Genomic DNA, 20,991 nt, shown 5'->3' with positions numbered 1-20,991 from the left:
TATAACTATTTTCGGGCTAATTCATTTTCTAGTTTTGTCACTCGCAAAACTAACTCTTTTAAAGATTGAATTTCTTTATTTTGTGCTTCAATTTTTTTGTTTTGTTGAATGGAGTAAAGTGTTAATTCTTCGATTTTCTTTAATAAACCCATGTTCATTTCGGCTAGCATTAATCCATTTTTTTCAATTTCCTTAGCCGAAGGAATTTCAGGTAAATGCTTGTTTTCTTTTATATAAATTTCTACTTCTTTCAATGATCTTAATTTATAATCATTTGCAAAAACATAATCGGGTACGCTCATTGGGCTTTGAAGGTCTACTTTAACTTCTTTCGTGTGGATGGTACCATTTACAGCCAATTTTGTATCAGGAGCAAAAGTGCCAATTCCTATGTTTCCATTAATGTCTATATGAAAGTATGGTGAATTTTGATTGTCAGTCCAATTATAAATGGAAAAGCTAGACTCTGTCACCATGTTTGCACCAGAACTTATTGCCCAAGTTTTGCCAGCAGGATTTCTTAAAAAAACTTTTGTAGTATTTGCATTTACACTTTCGCTGCCTAGACCAATGCTGCCAAGTACATCTAATTTATATGCCGGTGCAGGGATGCCAATTCCTAGGTTTCCCGTAGAAGAAAAGTTAAATGTATCCTTTATTGAAGATGTAGTTGAAAAAACAATTGATGCACCGTCATTAGTTCCGTCATATTCGGATCTTATTCTCGCCATTTCCTGATTATTATATTTTGTAAAAACAATATCTCCGGCATCTAACGGGCTAACGGCATAGGCCTGAAAATTTACATTTGTTCCATTTTCTAATCGGATACCCTGATTAAAATTTGTTTGAGCAGAAATTACGTAACTATTTATTCCAAGTAAAATAAATATCAATTTAATTGTAGTTTTCATAAAATAAGTTATTTAGTTTTTTCTAAAGTTTCTATACGATCCAATACCAATTTTCTAAGTTCATCGAAATCTTTCTTATTCATTGCGTTTTCATTTAACAGGAAATTAATTTGTTTGTCTTTTTCTATTAAGTGTAAAGTAAGTTCTTCAATTTTCTGAAGCAATTTAGCATTCATTTCTCCTAGGTTAATTCCGTTTTTTAAAACTTCTTCTTCACTAGGAATATTTTCTAAATGCCCTTTTTCTTTTATGTGTTTTTCGACTTCTGCAAGTGTTGGCAAATCATAATCTTTTTTAAAGACAAAATCTGACCAGCCAGTTGTCATTACTCTTATTTCTCTTGCAGCAATTGAGCCTTCAACTGCAAGTTTATAAATCCCGGTTGTTGTTGTACCAATTCCTAATTTTCCTAAAATATAGCTATTTCCATTTCCATCTATTTTTAAATTCCCTGAAGATTCAACATTACTTTTTGAATCTAAGATGTATCTCCAGCTCTCCCAAGTATTCTGACCATAAAAAGCACTTCTGTAAAGTATTCGAGAACCATTCCAGGTATTGTCAAAATAAAGTTGAGACACTAAATGTTCACTCTTGCCACTTATTTCCAAGAGCGATCCCCAAGTAGAGGGGGCATTTAAACCTTCATAGTTATCCCACAATTTTATAGACATGGGATTAACACCAACCCTTGGAGGACTATTAAAATCTTTTTGTTGTGTTGACCATCTTAAACTGTTTGAACCTAGATTGCCATCAAATGTTTGGCTGTAAATTGCATTATTGCAAATAATCAGAAATAGACATAGTATTTTTTTCATATAATTATTTTTTGGATTTAAGAATATTTATTTCTTCATTTTGTCTTTCAATTTCTTTTTTCATATCAATCATATACAGTGTCATTTCCTCAATTTTCTGCAATAATTTAGCATTCATTTCTCCTAAGTTAATTCCGTTTTTTATAGCTTCTTCTTCACTTGGAATATTCTCTAAATGACCTTTTTCCTTAATATGTTTTTCAACTTCTGCAAGTGTTGGCAAATTGTATTCTTTTTTGAAAACATAATCCGGCCAGCCCGACATATCTACTTTTACTTCTTTGGAGTGAATGGTGCCGTTCACAGCTAGTTTTGCATCTGGAACTGTTGTACCTATGCCAATATTACCATATAAATCGATTCTCATTCGCTCTATTCCAAATGTGCCAAAGACTAAATTTCTATTCATGTCCGGAACTGTCGAGTAACCAGACAGATCTATAAACGATTTAGTTGACAAATTTGTCCCTCCACCTGCAGAAATTCTTAAAAAACCATCATCTGCTAAATGTGATCCATTACTAAAACCTCTAATTTCCCCATTTGGCAAGGTATTAGATGAAATTGATGGTCTTATCATGGTATTAGTTAAACCACCATTTATTGTTAGAGAACCGGCTATAGATAATTTGCTAATAGGACTGATTACTCCTAAGCCTATATTTTTATCACTAGTAATTGTTAAAGCTGATCCAGTAATTCCATAATCAACATCAAGGAAGGCTAAATTACCATTATCTCGGGATTTAAAATTCCATGGCCCGCCGGTATGACGATATGGTACAAGTGACAAACGAACGATTTCACCATCTGCTACAGCAACTTGTTTTCCGATTTGTAAATTGGTATCCAAACTTGCTGTACCTGTTGATGGCACTGTATTTTGAGCGAAATTTGTTTGTAATGAAAATAGCGAAACTAACAAAAGTAATTTTTTCATTCTTCTATTTATTTTGGTTTAATTTCAAGTTAGATATATCTTTTTTCATTTCCTTATTCTCTTTCTTTATTTCGTTATTTTCCTTTTTCATTTCGATCATATACAGCGTCAGCTCTTCAATTTTCTGAAGCAACTTGGCATTCATTTCACCTAAATTAATTCCATTTTTCAATATTTCTTCTTCACTTGGAATATTTTGTAAATGCCCTTTTTCGCTGATGTGTTTTTCAACTTCCTGAAGCGTTGGTAAATCGTATTCTTTTTTGAAAACAAAATCTGGCCAGCCGATCATATCTACTTTTACTTCTTTTGAGTGGACTGTACCGTTTACGGCTAGTTTTGTATCTGGATTTATTGTACCAATGCCAACATTACCATTTCCAAGAATTCGTAATTTTTCAGTTTGGTTTGTTAAATGAGATTCTTGCGTAAAAAACTGCATTCCATAAGTATTAGTTCCAGCACTTTGAACAATTGTTCTTATTGAAGTTCCAAAAGTATCAATATTACCTTCGTTAATTGACTGCGCAATCATTATGGAAGATACATTATCTGTATTAGCAGAATTTCTTACGAGAATATTACCATTCCTAACCTCTAATTTAGCAAGTGAATTTCCAGTGCCTATACCAACATTCCCATTTGAATTTACATTAAGTGCCTGTCTGTCCACTCCTAAAGAAGAAACAACATTTAATGACAGGGAATTATCTAACAGTCGTAAATAAGAACCCCCTCTAACTGGATTTAATAAATTCAAACCTGTATTTATGCTATTGAAATTACTTATGTTGTTACCGATACCAACTCCTGAAAAGCTTAAACCTGGTTCGCTTGCCCAAAATACTAAATCGGCCTGATTTACATCATCAGTTCCTCCATTTGAGTGAAGCAAAATTCTGGAATCTCCGTGAGTTCCCTGTACGGTAAGTTTGTGTCCCGGTGTTGCAGTACCAATTCCTATGTTACTATTGCCTGAGTTACCTTGAATTGTGCCGGCGGGGGTATATATTTGGGCATTTATAGATGTTGTAAATAGGAAAGTACACAACAATAGTAATTTGATTTTCATAATAATTTTATTTTAATTTCTCTTCAATTTTTGAAAGTCTCTCAAATACTAATTTGAAATTTTGATTTTCGTTTTTTAGTTGTTTTATCTGTTTATTTTGTTCAATTGTATACAAGGTCAATTCTTCTATTTTCTGCAAAAGTTTGGCATTCATTTCCCCCAAATTAATTCCGTTTTCCAAAACTTCTTCTTCACTTGGAATATTTTCCAAATGCCCTTTTTCGTTGATATGTTTTTCAACTTCTTGGAGCGTTGGCAAATTGTATTCTTTTTTGAAAACATAATCTGGCCAGCCTAACATATCTACTTTTACTTCTTTGGAATGGATTGTACCGTTAACGGCTAATTTTGTGTCTGGATTAGATGTACCGATTCCTATTCGTGCAGCATCTAAAATTAAGGGTTGATCACCGCTTCCTGTGCCTACGATAACAGGATAGAGATTATTAACAAAATCAGGGTTATTCATAAAATGTCTTATTGAAAAACTTCTAGCATCGCCACCACCTGTTCTTCTTGGATAGAAATTTGAAATACCATACACTGTTAAAGGTGCATCAGGTGCAGAATTTCCTATTCCAACATAACCGTTGGTATTTAAATGTAATTGATCGAAATTTTCGACACCATTAATTTGAAAAGTATGCATATCAATATTTGCATTCCATCCTTTGCTTATTATTCTGGAAATTCCATTAGTATTTAAATCAAATACTAAATTTGAATTTAATTTTTGTAATTCTAAAGTACCTGTTGGGTTTGTAGTTCCGATACCAAAATTTCCCGAATAGATAGAAGAATTTCCCCCGTCTTTAAAATATACATTATTACCAATTCTTGTTCCTCCTGTAAAATCTTCCCCATAATTTAGTGATAAAATATTATTTGGTGCGTGAACAAATGCTCTTCCTCCACTTCCTCTTTCTGGAAATTTAAAAGTGACATCGGCCAAACCATTATACGTAAAAATATTGCTTCCGTTTGGGGAATTTATTTGTGAAAAGACGCTTGTTACAATTAGAGTAGTAATTAAAAGGTATATTTTTTTCATTTATTTTTTTGATTTGATATCTTTTATTTCTTGTTTTAATTCTTGAATAGATTTATTCTGTTCAATCATATATAAAGTCATTTCTTCAATCTTCTGCAATAATTTTATATTCATTTCAGATAAATTAATTCCATCCTTTTTCATTTCTTCAGCAGAAGCGATTTCAGGCAGATGTTTGTTTTCTTTGATGTATTTGTTAACAGCATCCAGAGAAGGTAAATTATATTTTTTTTCAAAAACAAAATCTGCCCCTGCATCTACAGTTACTTTTACTTCTCGGGAGTTTATGTTTCCGGCTACAGTAAGTAATGAAGTAGGATTCGTAGTACCAATACCGACAAATCCATTTCCTTTTATAATAAAAGGAGTGGCATAACCACCACCAATATCCCTAACTCTAAAATAACTACTCCTTGCCGCATTTTCTGCTGTTCCAAACGAACTAACATCAATGGTAAAAGCATCTATTAAATCCTGACTACCGGGAACATTTAAATTGATTCTTGAAGTATTTAGGGTTTTTGCTGTAAAATCTGAACTTATATTATTTAAATTTCCTGAATGCCAAATCCTATTCCATCCTTGCCAACTGCTAGACCATCTTCCGAAGTATAATTCATTTGTTCCTATACTATTTACTAAACTTGCATAATTATTAACATCAAAACCAAAATTTAGACCTTGATAATAATTTGAGCCTAAAGTGTTATTTGCAGGCTGCACAGCAACCCATTGCCCGTTTACTCCAGAAAAAGATTGTAAATTTGTTTCTAGATTTCGCAATGGAAAATAGGATTGCGCTTTTGAGGAAGAAATAAATAATATAATAAATAAGAAAAGGAATTTTGTTTTCATTTTTTTTGTTTTATTTTGGATTAGATTCTATTTTTTCTAGTCGTTTTTCTAAATCCATTAATTTTTTGTTTTGTTCTTCAAGCTTACCGATTTTTTTGTTTTGCTCAATAGAGTAGAGTGTTAGTTCCTCAATTTTCTGTAAAAGCTTAATATTCATTTCAGATAAATTAATTCCATCCTTCTTCATTTCTTCAGCAGAAGCAATTTCAGGAAGATGTTTATTTTCTTTGATGTATTTGTCAACAGTATCAAGAGAAGGTAAATTGTAATAGGTTTCAAAAACAAAATCGGCTCCGGCATCTACGGTTACTTTTACTTCGCGGGAGTTTATGTTTCCTGCAACAGTAAGTTTAGAAGTTGGATTTGTTGTGCCAATGCCGACATTTCCACCAAATGGATTTATATTTAAAGAATTAGAGGTTACGGAAGCATTATTAAAAGATTGAATAAAAGGCAGGTCAGAACTTAAATATCCGAATCCTATGCTAATTGCAGGATTCGCGGTATTTATTTTTTGTGTTAAAGTAGTATTTATATTTGTTAAAGATGATGTTATCCCTCCACCTGTAACTTCAAGTTTGGAGCTTGGGAAAAAAGTTGAATTTCCAATTGATAAATTTCCGGCAATACTTTGATCTCCTATAAAATTATTTGCTCCTCTAGTTGCTAATTCTATCCAGGTTGGATTATTTGGTTCAAGTCCTCCAGCAATTTTTCTAAAAAACAATCGATCATTCATTGTGTAAGATGATGATAGCTGTAATTGGTGATTATTTGCATCATTAGAATGTCTTATTACAAATAAATGTTGCCATCCATATACTTGTGTATCAGGATTCAATCCAATTGGCAGCGACCCCTGATAGGCTCCTGATTTTAGTGGAGCTGAAAAATCTGTAATTTCTACAGCGCGACCGTCACCAATTTGTTGTGCAGATAAAATTGATGTAATAAAAAGAGAGGTTATAATTATGATTGTTTTCATTTTATTATTTAGCATAGAGTTTAATTTTTAAAATTTTTATTTCTTCATTTTGCTTTTCATTCTCTTTTTTCATTTCAATCATGTAAAGTGTCATTTCCTCGATTTTTTGCAAAAGCTTTATATTCATTTCAGATAAATTAATACCATCCTTCTTCATTTCTTCAGCAGAAGCAATTTCAGGTAAATGTTTGTTTTCTTTGATGTATTTATCGACGGAATCTAGAGAAGGTAAGTTATAATCCTTTTCAAAAACAAAATCTGCTCCGGCATCTACGGTTACTTTTACTTCGCGGGAGTTTATGTTTCCTGCAACAGTAAGTTTCGATGTTGGGTTTGTTGTACCGATACCAACATTTCCATTTTGAATATAATGATTTCCTTGCCCACTTACTCTTAAAAGGCCACTTGCGATAAGATTAGTATTTAATTCTGTTGGAACAGAAAAGTTTGGAATGTTAACACCCGTGTGAGCTTCATTTATTTTTATTTGATTAGGACCATCTATAATATTTACTTTTGATTGTGTATAAGTAATTTTAATATTATAAACAGCATAATTCTGAACATTAAATAATATTGGTAGTTGTTTGTTTATATAACCGCCAAATGTCGAACTTAAGTCAGTAGGAGTGCCTAAAGTAATTTTGCCTAAGTGTTGTATTCCATGCGATTCTACTAATTTAAGAGCTGGAGAACCGGAATTCACGCCCTGGTCAAAGCCATTTTCTACAATGTATTTTTGATAATCAGTAGCAAAATAAGCTTGATATATTTCTATAATTATCAATCCACCATATTGCCAGTGATAAGAATTATAACCAATATTGGCTATTTCATAACTTTTTGCCTGGGTAGCTTGAGCTGATAATAAACTTATGACAGTTGATTGAACACCATTTTGATTTATTGTCGTTTGCGATGAGGTGATGTTAAAAAAAAAGACTGTTAAGACTACGATAAATATTCTCTTCATTATTTAAGCTTTAGAATTTGATTGATTTTTTTATCAAGTTGTTGAATTTTTTCATCCTGAACTTCCAAAAGATTTTTTTGCAATTCATTTTCCTTTTTCATTTCAATCATATAAAGCGTCATTTCCTCCATTTTCTTCAATAAATTCATATTCATTTCAGCCAGCATCAAACCATTTTTCTCAATTTCGCTAGCCGAAGGAATTTCGGGCAGATGTTTATTTTGTTTGATGTACTCTTCAACTTCTTGCAATGATTTAAGTTTATAGTCTTCTGCAAAAACATAATCGGGAACTAACGGTCCAGACATATCAACTCTTACTTCCTGTGTGTGAATTTTTCCTTTTACGGTTAGTTTTTCATCTGGAATAGTTGTTCCTATACCAACGTTGGCGACGAAGTAGGCATTTCTGTTTTGGTAAGTTCCGGTTGTGGTTGCATATACATCAATAGTTGTCTTAAATGTTAATGTTCCGCCGTTTGTTATAGTATAGGGTAAGGTATTTTGAATCCCATCATAAATTGTAGGAGTTACTGCGTAGTTTGACTGATAATAATAAGTGGTTCCTCCACCTCGAAGCCAAATAATAATATATCTATCGTTACTGCTATAACTAATGTCTTGCCATCCTGCTACAAAAGCAACATTGTTTGAAATAAGTGTTGGTTTAACGTCGGCATCAATAAAATGAGAACCATTACCCCAAGAAATTACATGATAATTAAATGTAGCCATTAAAGACCCTCGCCATAATTCATTAGCATGAATGCTACTTCTACCTAATGTTAAGTTTGTTGGAACATTATTCAACCAACCTCCATCTAAAAATCTTACAGGATAAAATTTATCAAGATCTCCATTTATAGTAAAACTGCCGGAAACTTGTGCATTAGAAATTATAGTGGTAAAAAGCAGAAGTATTGTAAATAGAAATCTTTTCATAGGGATGGTTTATTTATTTTGTTTTAATTTCTGAATGTCTTTTTTCATTTCGTTATTCTCCTTTTTCATCTCAATCATATAAAGTGTCATTTCCTCCATTTTCTTCAACAAATTCATATTCATTTCTGCCAGCATCAAACCATTTTTTTCGATTTCTTTTGCAGATGGAATTTCTGGCAAATGTTTGTTTTCTTTAATATAATCCTCAACTTCTTGTAACGATTTAAGTTTGTAGTCTTCAGCAAAAACATAATCTGGAACTAGTGCTCCTAACATATCAACTCTTACTTCCTGGGTGTGAATTTTTCCTTTTACTGTTAGTTTTTCGTCTGGAATTGCGGTGCCAATACCAACATATCCAAATCCCGTTGTAGTATAACTTTTAATAACCATTGCTGCCTCTGCTAATCCGGTTGATAAAGTATTATTTCCATTTGCTAAACAGAAATATAAATCTTGGCGGTACCATCCTGCAGCGTTTGGAGCCGATATTATAGCCGATTTATTAAAATCAGGATTGGCTCCTAAATGAATTTCAGTTGGGTATGATGATGGATCGCCCGTAGAGATTTTTAATGTTGTTGCATAACTACCATATATGTCTAAATTCTTTGATGGATTTGTAGTTCCAATTCCAACATTTCCTCCATTTGGCTGTATGAATGTTCCACTTTTTCCGTATAAAAAACCACCATCAATGATAATTCCTGTTTCGAAGGCAATTTTTAATTGCTGATAGTTTGGCCCCAACCATGATCCACTTGTTCTATATATACCATACGATAATGGTGTTGGCTGGAACCATGTAATTCCATCTGGGAGATCACGACCATCATTAGTACTATTAAAATTTATAGAATTGTGTAATTCGTAGGTTTGCGCGTTCATTTGTTGAAATAAAGCTATAGTAATGCAAACAAGTAAATTTTTTACTTTAATAATTTTCATTTTCATTTTCATTTTCATATTTTACTTAGATGATAGTTTTGTTTTAAGAATCTGTATTTCTTCATTTTGCTTTTCATTCTCCTTTTTCATCTCAATCATATAAAGCGTCATTTCCTCCATTTTCTTCAATAAATTCATATTCATTTCAGCCAACATCAAACCATTCTTTTCAATTTCCTGTGCCGAAGGAATCTCAGGTAGATGTTTATTTTCTTTAATATAATCTTCTACTTCCTGCAATGATTTAAGCTTGTAGTTTTCTGCAAAAACATAATCCGGAACTAACGGTCCAGACATATCAACTCTTACTTCTTGCGTGTGGATTTTTCCTTTTACGGTTAGTTTTTCATCTGGAATTGTAGTGCCTATACCAACGTTGGCTACGAAGTAGGCATTTCTGTTTTGGTATGTTCCTGTTGTAGTTGCATACTCTTCAACTGTCGTTTTAAAAGTATGTACAGGACCATTGACTTCATTATATGGTAATGAATTTTGTACTCCATCATAGACCGTTGGATTTACAGCAAAATTAGATTGATAGTGATAAGTAGTTCCTCCACCACGTAACCAAATTATTAGACACCTGCAGGTATTATTTGATGATCCATCGCTCCAGCCTGCAACAAAATTTGTATTTGAAGGGATAATAGTTGCATTTACAAAAGTTGAACCATGTCCGTAATTTGAAACATGAAAATCGATAATTGCCATCAATGATCCTCTCCATAAACTATCTGCATGTACATCACTTCTTCCTAAAATCAACTTGCTTGGTACACTTTGAGACCAGGCTCCATCATAAAACGTAACAGGATAAAATTTATCAAAATCTCCCCCAACATTCAAGCTGCCGTTAACTTGTCCATAACTATATTTTGAAATAGAAAGAAGAAATAATACAGTAAGTAATATTTTTTTCATACTTTATTTTTTTTCAATTTTTTGAATTCTTTTTTCTAATTGTGTCTGACTGTTTTCAAGGATCTCATTCTTTTTTTTCATTTTTTCATTTTCCTTTTTCATTTCAATCATATAAAGCGTCATTTCCTCCATTTTCTTCAATAAATTCATATTCATTTCAGCCAGCATCAAACCATTTTTCTCAATTTCGCTAGCCGAAGGAATTTCGGGCAGATGTTTATTTTGTTTGATGTACTCTTCAACTTCTTGCAATGATTTAAGTTTATAGTCTTCTGCAAAAACATAATCGGGAACTAACGGTCCAGACATATCAACGCGAACCTCTTGTGTATGAATTTTTCCTTTTACAGTAAGTTTTTCGTCAGGTACTAAAGTTCCGATACCAACATTATTACCCATAACTAAAAAATCATTTACTATATGAGTTTCGTTCATATTTGGAGTATAATCTTGAATGTTTGAAAGAACGTTTGTATTGACTGATTGTCCATTTGTTTGATAGGCTATAGATTTCATGTTTTCACCAGTTGATCTTGTCCATCCTGCAAATTTAAACCCCCAATCGTGGTAAGCAGCCATGTAAGGTACATCAAGAGCCAAATATTTTTTGCCATTATATAGACATGTTTTTAATACCCAGTTGCTATTGTTATCAAAAGATTGAATTGAAGCTGATGTACCACTATAAGCTGATGTAGAATTTATTTCTACAACATTTATTCTACTAAAAGCTCCTGCAGAACCTCGAAAAGCAGTTATTGTGCCTACAGCATTGTTCATACCTATTAAGGTGCCATTATACATTTCATGAAGTAAAATTAGATTTCGCGTGTAATCTCCAACGCCATTATTTCCAATATCAATTACTTTATAATCTCCAGCTACTGTTGTTGTTTGAGCATTTATAAATAAGGGAATGCATAGCATCAGTACATATATAATTTTTATTTTTTTACTCATTAGTTTTGTTTTTAAGTTTGTCTTCCAGCGTTTTTATTTTTTCATTCTGTATTTCATTTTGATCTACATTCTCCTTTTTCATTTCGATTATGTAAAGTGTGAGTTCTTCAATTTTTTTTAAGAGCTGCATGTTCATTTCTGCCAGCATTAAGCCATTTTTTTCAATTTCTTTTGCAGATGGTATTTCAGGTAAATGTTTGTTTTCTTTGATATAATCTTCAACTTCCTGCAACGATTTAAGTTTGTAGTCTTCTGCAAAAACATAATCCGGAACTAACGGTCCAGACATATCAACACGAACTTCTTGGGTGTGAATTTTTCCTTTTACTGTTAGTTTTTCGTCTGGAATTGTGGTTCCAATACCAACATTTGCAGCGAAATAGGCATTTCTGTTTTGGTATGTTCCAGTTGTAGTTGCATATTCATCAATAATCGTTTTAAATGTATGTACAGGACCATTAACTTCATTGTATGGTAATGCATTTTGAACCCCATCATATACTGTAGGATTAACGGCATAGTTAGATTGATAGAAATAAGTAGTGCCACCGCCGCGTAGCCAAATAATAATACAAATACATGTGCCATTTGAAGTTGCGTCTCTCCAGCCAGCAATTAGAGTAGTGTTTAAACCGGCATATGACGGCTTTACCTCAGCATTTATAAAGTTTGCACCATTTCCATAATTAGTAACGTGGTAAGTAAAACTAGCCATTAATGAACCTCGCCAATTAGAATCGTTATGAACGCTGCTTCTCCCTAATGTTAAATTTGTCGGGACATTATTTCCCCAAGCACCATCATAAAAGGTTACAGGATAGAATTTATCAATATCTCCACCAACATAGAAACTACCAGTTACTTGTCCATAACTGTATTTTGAAAAAGAAACTAATACGATAAATAATAATAGTTTTTTCATAATTTTATTTGTTTTCAATATTTTGTATTCTTTTTTCTAATACTATCTGATTGTTTTTAAGATTCTCATTCTCCTTTTTCATCTCGATCATATAAAGCGTCATTTCTTCAATTTTCTTCAATAAATTCATATTCATTTCCGCCAGCATTAAACCATTTTTTTCAATTTCCTTTGCTGATGGAATTTCAGGTAAGTGTTTGTTTTCTTTAATGTAATTTTCGACTTCCTGTAAAGATTTAAGTTTATAATCTTCTGCAAAAACATAATCAGGAACTAACGGTCCGGACATATCAACTCTTACTTCTTGCGTGTGGATTTTTCCTTTAACCGTAAGTTTTTCGTCCGGTATTGCTGTACCAATACCAACATTTCCATTTTGAATTGCTTTTATAGCAAGAGAAGCACCATTTGCTGTAAACACATCTCCTACATACAAATCCCAATCGGATGTCATGGGAAGGAATTTAGAAACTGTTAAATCATTTCCGGTAGTATTTAAAGCTGTAAATGCGCCATTTATATTTATAGAAGTAACTTTTATGTAAACTATAATTGGAGTGTTTACACCCAAGGTATTGATAGCTCTAATTCTAAAACGAGGATTAGCATATTCAGTATTACAGTCAATGGTAAAATTGGTCCCGCTTCCAACATAAGGATTGTTGTTAATACGACCGGCTTCTCTCCATAATGCCGGATTTGAATGTGTTATAGAAGCGATATGCGTGGCAGCTGATGCCACATTACCTCTTGTGTAGCTAATTGAAATTTGATAATACCCACTTGCTCCGACTGATGCTGGATTTACTCTTAAAAACTCTATATAATCTCCAATAACATATCCAGCTGGAAAAGTAACGCTGCTTTCATATTCTGTGGTGTATATAGCTGAAGTTTTGTTATCGTTTTTGGCCAAAAGTTTTGTTATCGATAAAGTAATCAACAGGGCAAGAAATATTATTTTTTTCATGTTAAATAGTTTTAAAGTTTATTTATTTAAAAGTGATTCGACTTTTTTCTTAAGTATTTCCATTTTTTTATTTTGTTCAATCATATACAGCGTCATTTCCTCCATTTTCTTCAACAAATTCATATTCATTTCAGCCAGCATCAAACCATTTTTTTCAATTTCCTGTGCTGATGGAATTTCAGGTAAATGTTTGTTTTCTTTAATATAATCTTCGAGTTCATCTAATGATCTTAGTTTGTAGTCTTCAGCAAAAACATAATCGGGAACAAGTGGTCCCAACATATCAACTCGAACTTCCTGAGTATGGATTTTTCCTTTTACGGTTAGTTTTTCGTCTGGAATTGCTGTGCCAATACCGACATTGCCATTTTGAATTGCTTTTATAGCAAGAGAAGCTCCATTTGATGAAAAAACATCTCCTACATATAAATCCCAATCTGATGTCATGGGAAGAAATTTTGAGACAGTTAAATCATTTCCGGTACTATTAATTGGGGTGTAAGAGCTGTTTATATTTATTGAAGTTACTTTTATATATACTGTAAGATTATTTTGTATAACGCCTTGTGTATTTATTGCTCTAATTCTAAATTTAGGTCCAGTATAGTCAGTATTACAATCAACAGTAAAATTATTTATAATTCCTACATATGGATTATTATTTATGCGTCCTGTCTCTCTCCACATTGCTGGATTTGAATGAGAAATTGAAGCTACGTGAGTTGAACCCGCCGCTACACCATCTCTTGTGTAGCTTATTGAAATTTGATAATAACCACTTGCAGCAGCAGATATTGGTGCAACTTTTAAAAATTCGATATAATCTCCTATAATGTATCCAGCAGGAAAAGTAACAGTAGATTCATATTCAGTAATATTTACAGTATTAGAGACATTATTAAAAGATTTTGCTACAAGGTTTGTAGTAGTAAAACAAATTAAAAGAGCAAAAAAGTATATTTTTTTCATTTTAAAATAGTTTAAAGGTTTATTTGTTTAGAAGCTTTTCAACTTTTTTCTCAAGTATTTCAATTTTCTTATTTTGTTCAATAGAGTAGAGGGTGAGTTCCTCAATCTTTTGCAAAAGTTTTATATTCATTTCTGATAAATTAATTCCATCATTCTTCATTTCTGCTGCTGAAGCAATTTCAGGTAAATGCTTGTTTTCTTTAATGAATTTGTCAACAGATTTAAGAGAAGGTAAATTATACTCATTTTCAAAAACAAAATCAGCTCCGGCATCTACGGTTACTTTTACTTCACGCGAATTTATGTTACCGGCAACGGTAAGTTTTGAGGTTGGATTTGTTGTTCCAATACCAACATTGCCCTCTAAATTAATTGCTAATTTTGTAGTATAGTTTAATGTTTCTAATGAAGATGAAGGATTTGCAGTTTGAATTAGTAAACCATCCATACCTGTATCAGTACCAGTATATAATCGTACTCCAAATGAATTGGTTTGATTTGTATGAGTTATCATTTCTAAGCCATTTCTTCCATTTCCATATTGACCTAATTTTATTTCTTCAAAATTGTAAGATCCTGGAATACTTATTTTATAATTAGAATTGTTTACAAAGTCACCTATTTGAATTATATTTTTAGGGATAGTGGTGCCAAAACCAACATTTCCATTTGGTAAAAACGTCATATATCTTGTGTCCAGGTCTTTTCCTATGAAGTTACTGGTAACGCTAGAAACTCCATTAGTCGAATAACCAGCAGTACCTAATGCAAAAAATGATTGATTGCCAGAGTCATTTGTAATAAAGTAGGCTCTACTCCAGCCACCAGTGTATCCAGGAAAGTTTGCTTTTATTTGTGCTCCATATGCAGGATAATCAGTACCAATTGAAACATTATTAAAAGTCGTATTTTGTGCTTGGGTTGAAATGCTAATACAAAAAAAAACAATAGTTAATGAAATGATTTTTTTCATGAAAATTTAAGGATGAGGTTTGTATAAAATGGTTTGGATTAGTTTTTTTAGTTTTAATTGATTGTAAAATTAAAAACAGTACTTCTTGGACTTTCATTTCCGGCTTCGTCAAATGATTTTACAAACCAGTAATAAGTTCCTTTTGCCATGGTTTTATTGTATGGACTATTGCCTTTATCCTTAAAGTTTAAATTAGTCAAAGCACTTTCTGTATAAACATAGATACTGTCTTTTTCAGCACTTCCCGCAATAGCAGTTCTGCTCCATTGAAAATTTATGTCAGTACTGGTTGTCGTACTCGCATTTGCCGGACTAGATGGAGTAGGAGTGTTAGGAGCTTTTGTATCTATCAAAATAGATCGTGAAGTATATAAGGTTTGTGCAGTTCCGTTGCTGGCTCTTACCTTCCAAGTGTATTTTCCTTCATCAAAAGTGAAATTTAGTAAGGTGGCAGCTGTACTTTGCTCTTTTACTACTGTACTATTTTCATCCAAAACCTGAAGCTGATAAGCTGTTGCTCCTATGATCGCATCCCATGATAATTTTTGCAGGGCTGTTTTGGTAGTAAGATTGTTAGCGGGGGTAAGTAATACTACAGTATTATTTTGAAAATCATCGTTATTTAATATTTCAAAACTCCATTTAGAATAAGCTGTTTCGTATCCGCTGTTGACGGCCTTTACACGCCACTGGTATTTTCCGATATTCAATTGCTGTGTAAAAGAGTTTTTTGAAACCAGGGTGTCCACAACCAATTGTTGTGGTGCATCAAAATTGGGTGTTGCAATCTGTAAGCGATATTTGTCTGCATACTCAATGGCTTCCCATGAAAAAGTCACCCCGGAAGATGATAAGGTAGCGTTGTTGGAAGGTGCTATAAGAACAACTTCTTTTGTGGAAATATCATCAACTATGAGTATTTCTTCACAAGAAATAAAACACAGTAATAATAAAATAAAGAAGTATTTGTTAAGATGGAATTTAGTCATAATGAATAGGCAATAATTGTTTTAAAATAGGATGTAATTGTTTTAATAATATATAATTACATGTCAAACAAAGCTTTCGATTTTTTCTTTTCTTGTATTTTTTTTGTAGTTACTCCTGAACATCGATTTTTGTCTTTTATAATATCGGCCACATAATAATTCCCTCTGTCTGATACTGCCCAACAAAATTTACTGACCTGATATGCCACAATAGTTTCAGGGTTAATATCGATAGTATCTACTTTTTTGCCCAATTTAAATAAGGCAATAGTATATTTTTTATATTGCGTATTGGTCAGATAAAATGCATCAGATTGTCTGATTTTTGCTATGTCATCAGTTGACAAGCTAACAGCAAGACTTGAAATTATTTTCGAATTTTGTGTGTTGATCAGTAATTTTAAAATATCTGCATTATAATCAGCATTTATTTCTTTTGTAAGTCCGGCAACATCGAGAATCTGAATGGTTACAAGTTCAGGTTTAACAGGTAAACTATCAATATAAGCTACCTTTTTATGGTTTTGGTTGTATTTCGCTTTTGACTTATAGATTTTGTTTAACTTTTTGTTATAAGGAACTATGCCAATTTCAACCCGAATATTGTTTTCAAGTTTAGCCAAGGCTTTAGTTTCAAATACATTTTGATTGTATGATAATTTTGATTCTCCTATACTTCCTAATTCTACAACTGAAGAGGAGAATTTGTAGTCTTCATTTTTAATTTTGGTTGTCTGACAAGCAGAACAGATAAGCACCGCCAAAACAACAATTTTCTTTAACATAAGGCCTGATTTTTAATTGTATAGTGTAATTTTATTTTGATGAAAAAATATTTTTGTATTGTTAAATTTTAATACTATTTTTTTAACAAATCTAATAAAATAGATGTAATTGATTGTTAAATTTTTATCTTTATTTTAAGATTTTACTGCCTTTTGTTTCTTTTTAATTTTTCTCTTTTTCTTACTTTTTATGACGAAGCCTTATTCTATTGAATTACATGAGATGGAATATATTTTTTTGTGGTTAAAATACTTTTTTGTTAAATTTTAAATCGAATATTATCAAGTAATATCCTATATTAGTTTCTTGATTTATTATAATATTAAAATTTTAAAAATGAAGAAAATACTACTATTACTGATAATACTAATATGTCAAAATATTAAAAGTCAGACATTTTCGACTAATGTAACTCCTGTGGGTTGGGAGCATAATATTCTGTTTAATGCAGGAACTCGTTATACGGTTACACGAACAGGGCCAATGGTCGATATACCAACTTTATTTGATGGCGGAATGATGCCTTATTATACTACAACTCCAATTTCAGTGGCAAATCCAGTAGTAATTCTTATCGAGGGTCTACCAGAATATCATACACAAACAGGTGCGTGGGTTGGATGGACAACGCGCTATTGGCCAACAAATAGATTTAAGATTGAGGGATATGACACAAATGGATGGGTAACCTTTGCAGATTATTCCTCAACTGACTATGTGGGATATAATTTTTCAGTGAAAATAGCTACTCCCGGAACTTATAGAAAACTTAGATTTACATTTTATAATGCTGAGAACAACGGTAATTTAGGTCTTTCAGAATTGTTTTTCATTCACCCTGAAGCTACTTCTCCTTATGCCGGTTTGTTAAGTTCATCTCTTAATAATTGGCAAATTGGCAGTGGTAATTTGACTTATAATTCAGGTAATGTTGGAATTGGAACTAATGCACCTGATAATAAATTAGACGTAAACGGAACCGTACATTCTAAGGAAGTAAAAGTAGATATAACTGGCTGGCCAGATTATGTTTTTAAAAAAGAATATGATTTGCCGACACTTGAAGAAGTTGAGAAACATATCAATGAAAAAGGCTATTTAAAAAATATTCCAAGCGAGGAAGAAGCTCTTAAAAACGGGATTTCATTAGGGGAAATGAATGCTAAATTACTGCAGAAGATTGAAGAGCTTACGCTGTATATCATCGAGCAAAATAAAGAAATTCAAATAATTAAGAATGACAATTCTAATTGTAAAGTCATGTCAGACAAATTTGAATTATTACAACAAGAAATTAATTACTTAAAAGCAAAAGTATCAACCAAAAATTAAAATAATTATATGAATAAGAGAACACTAATTTCATTTTTTACCTTTTTTATAGTTTGTCTTTCTTCGTATTCGCAGGACGCCAATCATTTTGAGTTTACTTTATCGTCGCCGGTATTTACACAAGGCGTTTCTAATTTAGCTGTAAATATTCAATTCCCAAATATCCCATTATGGGGTTGGTTTGAAGTTACAATTACATCAGGTTATAGTAATCAATTAGCAACAGGGAAGCTTACTAAAAGATATCAGATTGGTCACAATGTTGGTTCTGCCGGTTATTTTAATCAGACGACTGAAATTCCGGAAGCATTTGGAGCTGTTGCATCTCAATGGTATATTGGAGATTTTAATCATGATACTAATACTATTCCTATTTATCATTTAGTAAATAGTAGTAATGTGTTGACTATCAAATTTGAAGGAGTAATGGCCTATGCTGTGGATATGAATTTATTAAAGACCAGTACAACAATTAGTCCACTAATAACAGCCGTTGCCCCCGGATCCCGACAGTACATGAGTATAATGCAAGACAGAGTTGGTATTGGAACCAATACACCAGATTCTGCTCTTGCAGTAAATGGTACAATTCATTCAAAAGAAGTAAAAGTAGATGTAACAGGCTGGCCTGATTATGTTTTTAAAAAAGAATATGATTTGCCAACACTTGAAGAAGTTGAAAAACATATTAATGAAAAAGGTTATTTAAAAAATATACCAAGCGAGGAAGAAGCTCTTAAAAATGGAATTTCTTTAGGAGAAATGAATGCAAAATTGCTTCAGAAAATCGAAGAATTGACATTATATATTATTGAGCAGAAAAAAGATATTGATATTCTTAAAAAAGAAAAAGATATTAATATGGTCAATTCTTGTTCGCTTCAAGAGTTAAAAACTGAAATAAATAAATTAAAAAATAAATAAAATGCTTACAAGAAAAAAAACGAAATTACTGGGTTCAATTTTTATAATGTTTATTTTTAATCTAGCATCCTATTCACAAACAAATAATAACTTTGAGTTTACGCTTACAACTCCTATGTTCCCTAATGGTTCACCAAATCAGGCAATAAATATTCAATTTCCTAGCGTGCCTGTTTGGGGATGGATAGAAGTTACAATTACTTCTTTTTATAACTCGCAATTTAGTGCTGGAAAACTTACCAAAAGGTACCAAATTGGTCATAATCCTAATAGTTATTTTAATCAAAAAACTGAAATAGCTAATGCATTTGGTGCTATTGCGACTCAGTGGTATATTGGTGACTTTAATCATGATACTAATAGTATTCCAATTTATCATTTAGTAAGCACAGCCAATTTTTTAGTAATTAAAATAGAAGGTGTACTTACTGATCCTACATATGCCAATACGGTAAGAACTGGCACTACATTAAGTGCATTAGAGACAGTCATATCGCCCGGACCCCGACAATATATGAGTATAATGCAAGACAGAGTAGGTATTGGTACCAATACACCAGATACTGCTCTTGCAGTAAATGGTACAATTCATTCAAAAGAAGTAAAAGTAGACGTAACCGGCTGGCCTGATTATGTTTTTAAAAAGGAATATGATTTACCAACATTGGAAGAAGTTGAAAAACACATCAACGAAAAAGGGTATTTAAAAAATATTCCAAGTGAAGAAGAAGCTCTTAAAAACGGAATTTCATTGGGAGAAATGAATGCAAAATTGCTTGAGAAGATTGAAGAGCTTACGTTGTATGTAATTGAGGTTAATAAAAAAGTGAATGTTGTTCAGGATGATAATATGAAACTTAAGGAAGAGAATAGAGCATTAGGTGGAAAGGTTGAGAATATTGAGAAGAGAAAATAACGGTCTTTATTACTGTAAACTAAAAAGAGCAACTCATTTGGGTTGCTCTTTTTTGGATGTTAAATTTTGAATAGAAATTTTCTTTGTTAATTTATTTTATTTTTAATTTAAGAGGAACGGAAAATAATTAAAACTATTTTCTCCTTAGGTCTATCTCTTTAAAGCCTAATCCAAAATCATTTTTATACCATTTAACCATAAGTTTAGAGTTATCTATATAAATTGTATCTATAGATAAACTTGGAGGAATTTTAGTTTTGTCAAATTTATCGTATACCTTTCTGATTTTTGAGTTATACAAATCGATAATTAATAATAATACATCATCTTCATCTCCCTTGGCAAGCAGATATCCATTTTTTTGGTCATTAATTAAAGGATACATTAACATAATTTCATGTTTGTTTTTCTCAATTGGCATAATTAAGGAAAAGTTACACGCAGATCCACAATCGTCTGAGAATATAAAGCTATTTTTACACTTAATTAAATCTTTATCAATTAGATCGAAATGTAAAGTGTCCTTGCTAACATTTTCGAATTGGTTAATAATTCCCCATCTAAAAATTCCATATCCATCTGCATTGGCATCAAATTTCAAAATTGTGTCATTTTTAAAAAAAAGAGTGTCACTCGATATCTTTGATACATCATTAGTATTTCCTGTTCTCTGTATCTTAGAACTAACATTTTTATCTTGACAAGCTGAGAACAGAATAATGAAAGAAGTAATTTGTATAAAATTTTTCATAATTATATTTTACTTTTCTTTCCATAAAAATGCCCCTAAATAGTGTCTAACTTTTTGGGGGCAATTCAGAGACATTTG

General features: G+C 31.9%; 22 protein-coding genes. 3 read left to right on the top strand and 19 right to left on the bottom strand.

Annotated features, from left to right (window positions below; translation table 11 throughout):
• Positions 1–5 precede the first annotated feature (5 nt).
• From AC6CH4_RS24730 to AC6CH4_RS24645, 18 genes are read right to left on the bottom strand one after another with little or no spacing between them, the layout of a single operon-like run.
• Positions 6–914: a hypothetical protein gene (locus tag AC6CH4_RS24730; protein WP_498107787.1), complete on the bottom strand. Its 909-nt coding sequence runs from the start codon at positions 912–914 to the stop codon at positions 6–8.
• Positions 915–922: 8 nt separating this feature from the next.
• On the bottom strand, positions 923–1,735 hold the full coding sequence (locus AC6CH4_RS24725; RefSeq protein WP_498107785.1) for a hypothetical protein: 813 nt from the start codon (positions 1,733–1,735) through the stop codon (positions 923–925).
• A gap of 4 nt (positions 1,736–1,739) precedes the next feature.
• The gene (locus AC6CH4_RS24720) at positions 1,740–2,675 is read right to left on the bottom strand and encodes a hypothetical protein (protein ID WP_498107783.1); all 936 of its coding nucleotides are present in this window, start codon (positions 2,673–2,675) and stop codon (positions 1,740–1,742) included.
• A 4-nt stretch (positions 2,676–2,679) separates the two neighbouring features.
• Entirely contained in the window at positions 2,680–3,747 is a 1,068-nt protein-coding gene (locus tag AC6CH4_RS24715; protein WP_498107781.1) for a hypothetical protein, read from the bottom strand.
• A gap of 7 nt (positions 3,748–3,754) precedes the next feature.
• Positions 3,755–4,798 carry a hypothetical protein gene (locus AC6CH4_RS24710; protein WP_498107779.1) on the bottom strand — a complete coding sequence of 348 codons (1,044 nt, stop codon included), beginning with the start codon at positions 4,796–4,798 and terminating at the stop codon, positions 3,755–3,757.
• Positions 4,799–5,653, bottom strand: coding sequence for a hypothetical protein (locus AC6CH4_RS24705; protein WP_498107777.1), 855 nt, complete (start codon positions 5,651–5,653; stop codon positions 4,799–4,801). It abuts the gene before it with no gap.
• A gap of 10 nt (positions 5,654–5,663) precedes the next feature.
• A complete protein-coding gene (locus tag AC6CH4_RS24700; RefSeq protein ID WP_498107775.1) occupies positions 5,664–6,638 on the bottom strand; it encodes a hypothetical protein in 975 nt (324 codons plus the stop codon).
• A gap of 4 nt (positions 6,639–6,642) precedes the next feature.
• Positions 6,643–7,611, bottom strand: coding sequence for a hypothetical protein (locus AC6CH4_RS24695; RefSeq protein WP_498107773.1), 969 nt, complete (start codon positions 7,609–7,611; stop codon positions 6,643–6,645).
• Complete coding sequence (locus tag AC6CH4_RS24690) at positions 7,611–8,552, bottom strand: hypothetical protein (RefSeq protein WP_498107771.1); 942 nt, start codon at positions 8,550–8,552, stop codon at positions 7,611–7,613. The genes AC6CH4_RS24695 and AC6CH4_RS24690 overlap by 1 nt, the downstream gene beginning before the upstream one ends.
• 9 nt (positions 8,553–8,561) lie before the next feature.
• On the bottom strand, positions 8,562–9,500 hold the full coding sequence (locus AC6CH4_RS24685) for a hypothetical protein (RefSeq protein ID WP_498107769.1): 939 nt from the start codon (positions 9,498–9,500) through the stop codon (positions 8,562–8,564).
• A gap of 21 nt (positions 9,501–9,521) precedes the next feature.
• Positions 9,522–10,421, bottom strand: coding sequence for a hypothetical protein (locus AC6CH4_RS24680; protein WP_498107767.1), 900 nt, complete (start codon positions 10,419–10,421; stop codon positions 9,522–9,524).
• Positions 10,422–10,424: 3 nt separating this feature from the next.
• On the bottom strand, positions 10,425–11,381 hold the full coding sequence (locus AC6CH4_RS24675; protein WP_498107765.1) for a hypothetical protein: 957 nt from the start codon (positions 11,379–11,381) through the stop codon (positions 10,425–10,427).
• Positions 11,374–12,303 (bottom strand): hypothetical protein, encoded by a 930-nt coding sequence (locus AC6CH4_RS24670; RefSeq protein WP_498107763.1) that lies wholly within the window; start codon positions 12,301–12,303, stop codon positions 11,374–11,376. The genes AC6CH4_RS24675 and AC6CH4_RS24670 overlap by 8 nt, the downstream gene beginning before the upstream one ends.
• 4 nt (positions 12,304–12,307) lie before the next feature.
• Complete coding sequence (locus AC6CH4_RS24665; RefSeq protein ID WP_498107761.1) at positions 12,308–13,273, bottom strand: hypothetical protein; 966 nt, start codon at positions 13,271–13,273, stop codon at positions 12,308–12,310.
• A gap of 18 nt (positions 13,274–13,291) precedes the next feature.
• Positions 13,292–14,242 (bottom strand): hypothetical protein, encoded by a 951-nt coding sequence (locus AC6CH4_RS24660; protein ID WP_498107759.1) that lies wholly within the window; start codon positions 14,240–14,242, stop codon positions 13,292–13,294.
• 19 nt (positions 14,243–14,261) lie between these two features.
• Positions 14,262–15,215: a hypothetical protein gene (locus AC6CH4_RS24655; protein WP_498107757.1), complete on the bottom strand. Its 954-nt coding sequence runs from the start codon at positions 15,213–15,215 to the stop codon at positions 14,262–14,264.
• A gap of 53 nt (positions 15,216–15,268) precedes the next feature.
• Positions 15,269–16,204 carry a hypothetical protein gene (locus AC6CH4_RS24650; protein WP_498107755.1) on the bottom strand — a complete coding sequence of 312 codons (936 nt, stop codon included), beginning with the start codon at positions 16,202–16,204 and terminating at the stop codon, positions 15,269–15,271.
• Between the two features lie 56 nt (positions 16,205–16,260).
• Positions 16,261–16,989 carry a hypothetical protein gene (locus AC6CH4_RS24645; RefSeq protein WP_498107753.1) on the bottom strand — a complete coding sequence of 243 codons (729 nt, stop codon included), beginning with the start codon at positions 16,987–16,989 and terminating at the stop codon, positions 16,261–16,263.
• Between the two features lie 337 nt (positions 16,990–17,326).
• Between AC6CH4_RS24645 and AC6CH4_RS24640 the strand changes: the two genes are divergently transcribed.
• From AC6CH4_RS24640 to AC6CH4_RS24630, 3 genes are read left to right on the top strand one after another with little or no spacing between them, the layout of a single operon-like run.
• Entirely contained in the window at positions 17,327–18,322 is a 996-nt protein-coding gene (locus tag AC6CH4_RS24640) for a hypothetical protein (RefSeq protein WP_498107751.1), read from the top strand.
• A gap of 9 nt (positions 18,323–18,331) precedes the next feature.
• The gene (locus tag AC6CH4_RS24635) at positions 18,332–19,246 is read left to right on the top strand and encodes a hypothetical protein (RefSeq protein ID WP_498107749.1); all 915 of its coding nucleotides are present in this window, start codon (positions 18,332–18,334) and stop codon (positions 19,244–19,246) included.
• 1 nt (position 19,247) lies between these two features.
• On the top strand, positions 19,248–20,162 hold the full coding sequence (locus tag AC6CH4_RS24630; RefSeq protein WP_498107747.1) for a hypothetical protein: 915 nt from the start codon (positions 19,248–19,250) through the stop codon (positions 20,160–20,162).
• A 133-nt stretch (positions 20,163–20,295) separates the two neighbouring features.
• Here the strand turns inward: AC6CH4_RS24630 and AC6CH4_RS24625 are convergent, their stop codons facing one another.
• Positions 20,296–20,913 (bottom strand): hypothetical protein, encoded by a 618-nt coding sequence (locus AC6CH4_RS24625; protein WP_498107745.1) that lies wholly within the window; start codon positions 20,911–20,913, stop codon positions 20,296–20,298.
• Positions 20,914–20,991: the final 78 nt, after the last annotated feature.

The organism is Flavobacterium sp. GQ95, from assembly GCF_059758655.1.
Note: the sequence above shows the minus strand (reverse complement) of the source record. Positions and strands in the feature narration are given on the sequence as shown.